Source organism: Pseudomonas sp. HMWF006, from assembly GCF_003061205.1.
Taxonomy (GTDB): Bacteria; Pseudomonadota; Gammaproteobacteria; order Pseudomonadales; family Pseudomonadaceae; genus Aquipseudomonas; species Aquipseudomonas monsensis.
Map to the genome: position 1 here is coordinate 886 of NZ_QAIU01000498.1, position 4,516 is coordinate 5,401.

Sequence of the window (4,516 nt, forward strand, 5' to 3'; positions counted from 1 at the left end):
GGTGGCCGGTGACAGCGCAGGTGGCAATCTCGCCGCCGCGTTGTGCCTGGCGTTGCGCGATGCCGGGGAGCCGCTGCCTACAGCGCAAGTGCTGCTCTATCCCGGCCTTGGCGGCGACGAACGATTGCCGTCCCGCAGCGAGTGTGCCGATGCGCCGTTGCTCGGCAGCACAGACGTCGACTGCTATCACGCGCTCTACCTGCGCGGCACCGCGCGGCCGAACGCCTACGCCATGCCCTTGCTCGCCGAGGACTTCAGCGGATTACCGCCGGCGTTCATCGCCGTCGCGCAATTCGATCCCCTGCGCGACGACGGCGTGCGCTACGCCGAACGGTTGCCAGACGCTACCCTCTATTACGGCGAAGGGCTTGTGCACGGTTGTTTGCGCGCGCTTGGCCAGGTCGCCGAGGTCGACCGGCTCTACGAAAACCTGTTGAGGTACATGGCTGACAAAATGTGACTGCGTACGGGCATGCTCATTGACGTAAATCGGGTTTATGATGCCTGACGGCAGAATAATAGAAGTCCCCCCAGGGATGACCTCGACCCCTTACGGAGCACGCAATGCAGACATTGTTTCCGCAGATCAAACCCCATGCCCGGCACGATCTGGCTGTCGATGACACCCATACGCTGTATGTCGATGAAAGCGGTTCGCCGGAGGGTTTGCCGGTGGTGTTCATCCACGGCGGCCCCGGCGCCGGTTGTGACGCCCAGAGCCGTCGTTATTTCGATCCGAACCTGTACCGTATCGTCACTTTCGACCAGCGCGGCTGCGGACGCTCCACCCCACACGCCAGCCTGGAAAACAACACCACCTGGGATCTGGTCGCCGACCTCGAACGTATCCGCAAACACCTGGGCATCGACAAATGGGTGCTGTTCGGCGGTTCGTGGGGCTCGACCCTGGCGCTGGCCTATGCGCAAACCCATCCGGAGCGTGTCCACGGTCTGATCCTGCGCGGGATCTTTCTTTGCCGGCCACAGGAAATCGAGTGGTTCTATCAGGCCGGGGCCAGCCGTCTGTTCCCCGACTACTGGCAGGACTACATCGCGCCGATTCCGCTGGACGAGCGCGACGATCTGCTCAGCGCCTTCCACAAGCGCCTGACTGGCAACGACCAGATCGCCCAGATGCACGCGGCCAAAGCCTGGTCGACCTGGGAAGGGCGCACCGCGACCCTGCGGCCGAATCCGCTGGTGGTCGATCGCTTCTCCGAGCCACAGCGCGCGCTGTCGATTGCGCGGATCGAATGCCATTACTTCACCAACAACGCCTTCCTCGAGCCGAATCAACTGATTCGCGACATGGGCAAGATCGCCCACCTGCCGGGGGTGATCATCCACGGTCGTTACGATGTGATCTGTCCGCTCGACAACGCCTGGGAATTGCATCAGGCCTGGCCGAACAGCGAGCTGCAGGTGATTCGCGACGCCGGGCATGCCGCGTCCGAACCGGGTATCACCGATGCATTGGTCCGTGCCGCCAGTAACATGGCACGGCGCCTGCTCGACCTGCCGCCCGAAGAAGCATGAAGGGCCTGTTGCAGCGCGTGCGCGGTGCGCGGGTTGAAGTCGCGGGTGAAGTGGTAGGCGCGGTCGATCACGGTTTGCTGGTGCTGGTGGCGGTCGAACCCGACGACACGCGTACCAGCGCCGACAAACTTCTGCATAAACTGCTTAACTATCGGGTATTCAGTGATGCGGAGGGCAAGATGAACTTGTCTCTCGCCGATGTCGGCGGTGGGTTGCTGCTGGTCTCGCAGTTTACCCTGGCGGCCGACACCAAAAGCGGGTTGCGCCCGAGCTTTTCGACGGCCGCGCCACCGGCCTTGGGCGAGGAACTGTTCGACTATCTATTGAGCAGTGCGAAACAGGTGCATGGCACTGTGGCATCAGGTAGATTCGGCGCCGATATGCAGGTGCATTTGGTCAACGATGGCCCGGTTACCTTTTTGTTACAGACCTGAAAGCGCTTGAAACACCTTTTTAGGAAATTTCGACTGTTTTTAGGGTGTTTTCGCGATAAATACTTTGTTACCCCTGATGCGTTGTCATGCGGGCTACTAGATAATCGCGCGCACTGGGATCAGCGTTCGCTGATTCATTTTTGACTTAGGTAGAGACTTGTCTGGATCCGATTGGGGAATCATTTTGCCCCATCGGAGTCGGAACAATGCTCGCCAACCTGGTATGAGCGGTCTGTACGGCCATTTTTGCCAGCATTATTTCGAGGGCCAGGGAGTCAGAGACAAGGCGCAGCGACGACTCATAGCTTGCTATGGGGAGGAGCGGCAACGAAGTATCTGATTTCCTGGAACCGAAATAAGCTGACAAAAATGGCCACACAGACGGCTTGCTGGCCGTTGGTTTTTTGATCTGTTTTCGGCGAGGGTTGCTCGTGATTGTTAGTCCCTGTAATGCAGCAAAAATGTCTGCCAAACGCATGCGAAGTGCCCTGGTAGCGGGTTCGGCGCTCCTGTGCCTGCTCAGCGCCGGTCAGCTTTGGGCGTTCAATCTTGACGATGTATCGGCCAAGGCCAAAGAGCTGGCCGGGCAGAAGTTCGAAGCCCCGCGCAGCAACCTGCCGAACGAATTCCGCGACATGAAGTTCGCGGACTATCAGAAAATCCGCTTCCTCACCGAAAAGGCTGAGTGGGCTGATCAGAAGACCCCGTTCAAACTGTCCTTCTATCATCAGGGTATGCACTTCGATACACCGGTGAAAATCAATGAAATCACAGCGAACACCGTCGAAGAGATCAAATACGATCCGACGCGCTTCGATTTCGGCGACCTGAAATTCGATCCGAAAGCCACTGAACAACTGGGTTATGCCGGTTTCCGTGTGCTGTACCCGATCAACAAGGCCGACAAGCAAGACGAAATCATGACCATGCTCGGCGCGAGCTACTTCCGCGTCGTTGGCAAGGGTCATACCTACGGTCTGTCGGCCCGTGGCCTGGCAATCGACACCGCGCTGCCGTCGGGCGAAGAGTTCCCGCGTTTCCGTGAGTTCTGGATTCAACAGCCGAAGCCGGGCGACAAGCACCTGGTGATCTTCGCCCTGCTGGATTCGCCACGTGCCACCGGTGCCTACCGCCTGATCCTGCGTCCGGGCAGCGACACCATTGTCGACGTCAAGGCGCAGATGTTCCTGCGTGACAAGGTCGGCAAACTTGGCATCGCACCGTTGACCAGCATGTTCCTGTTCGGCGCCAACCAGCCGTCGAAAGTCCTCAACTACCGTCGTGAACTGCACGACTCCAGCGGTCTGTCGATCCATGCCGGCAACGGCGAGTGGATCTGGCGTCCACTGAACAACCCGAAACACCTGGCCGTGAGCAACTTCAGCGTCGAGAACCCGCGTGGTTTCGGTCTGCTGCAACGTGGCCGCGACTTCAGCCACTACGAAGACCTCGACGATCGCTACGACAAGCGCCCAAGCGCCTGGATCGAGCCGAAGGGCGAGTGGGGCAAGGGCTCCGTTGATCTGGTAGAGATTCCGACTGCCGACGAAACCAACGACAACATCGTTGCGTTCTGGAGCCCGGACAAAATGCCGGAGCCGGGTCAGCCACTGGACTTCGCCTACCGCCTGCACTGGACCATGGATGAAGCGGCGATTCACGCCCCCGACAGCGCCTGGGTCAAGCAGACCCTGCGTTCGACCGGTGACGTCAAGCAGTCGAACCTGATCCGTCAGCCGGACGGCAGCGTCGCGTACCTGGTCGATTTCGAAGGTCCGTCGCTGGCCGCTCTGGCCCCGGATGCCGACGTGCGCAGTCAGGTCAGTGTTGGCGACAACGCCGAGCTGGTCGAAAACAGCGTGCGCTACAACCCGGAAACCAAAGGCTGGCGCCTGACCCTGCGGATGAAAATCAAGGACGCGAGCAAGTCCACCGAGATGCGTGCCGCGCTGGTCCAGCCGGTCGTGACCGCTGATCTGGCGAAATCGATGCCGGCGTCCAACTCGTCCGTCGCCAAGGCCGACAAGGTTGCCGCCAAGCAACAAGAGAAGATCGACAAGGAAGCCAAGGCCGCCGAAGCCAAACAGGCCGATGCCAAGCCCGCTGCAGATGCCAAGGACAAGGCCAACAAAGACGCCAAGCAGCCAGCGGCTGCGAACGCGGCCCCAGCCACACCGGAATCGGCACCGACTGAAGAAGTCCTGACCGAGACCTGGAGCTATCAGTTGCCTGCCGATGAGTAACTCTCAAGTACAGCCAGAGACTCTGTCCGAGTACCTGGCGCATCTGCCGATGACCGACGAGCAGCGCGCGGAACTCGCGGGCTGCCAGTCGTTCAGCGAGCTGCATGAACGCCTGTCGTCTTCGACGTTCGACGCCCCTGCCGAAGCTGCCCAGGCTTCGGTGGGCAAGCGCCTGACGCTGAGCACCGCCGAAGAACTGGCCGACGCCGAGATGCTGGTGCTCGACGCCAGCGGCCGCGTCAGCCTCAAGGCGACGCCGCCGATCCGACGGACCAAAGTCGTACCGGAGCCGTGGCGCACCAA

General features: G+C 60.5%; 4 protein-coding genes and 1 pseudogene. All 5 read left to right on the plus strand.

The features are described from left to right. Nucleotides 1-460: alpha/beta hydrolase fold domain-containing protein (locus DBR24_RS33180; protein ID WP_256591720.1), on the plus strand; the 460-nt coding region annotated here is incomplete at its 5' end. Between the two features lie 104 nt (nucleotides 461-564). Then, nucleotides 565-1,536, plus strand: coding sequence for a prolyl aminopeptidase (pip, locus tag DBR24_RS21645; protein ID WP_064117068.1), 972 nt, complete (start codon nucleotides 565-567; stop codon nucleotides 1,534-1,536). Beyond that, entirely contained in the window at nucleotides 1,533-1,970 is a 438-nt protein-coding gene (gene dtd, locus DBR24_RS21650) for a D-aminoacyl-tRNA deacylase (protein WP_007909321.1), read from the plus strand. The genes pip and dtd overlap by 4 nt, the downstream gene beginning before the upstream one ends. 461 nt (nucleotides 1,971-2,431) lie before the next feature. Further along, a complete protein-coding gene (locus tag DBR24_RS21655) occupies nucleotides 2,432-4,213 on the plus strand; it encodes a glucan biosynthesis protein G (protein WP_177490659.1) in 1,782 nt (593 codons plus the stop codon). After that, nucleotides 4,206-4,516: pseudogene (locus DBR24_RS33185) on the plus strand (glucan biosynthesis glucosyltransferase H); the annotation flags it as partial. The gene DBR24_RS21655 and the pseudogene DBR24_RS33185, both read left to right, overlap by 8 nt.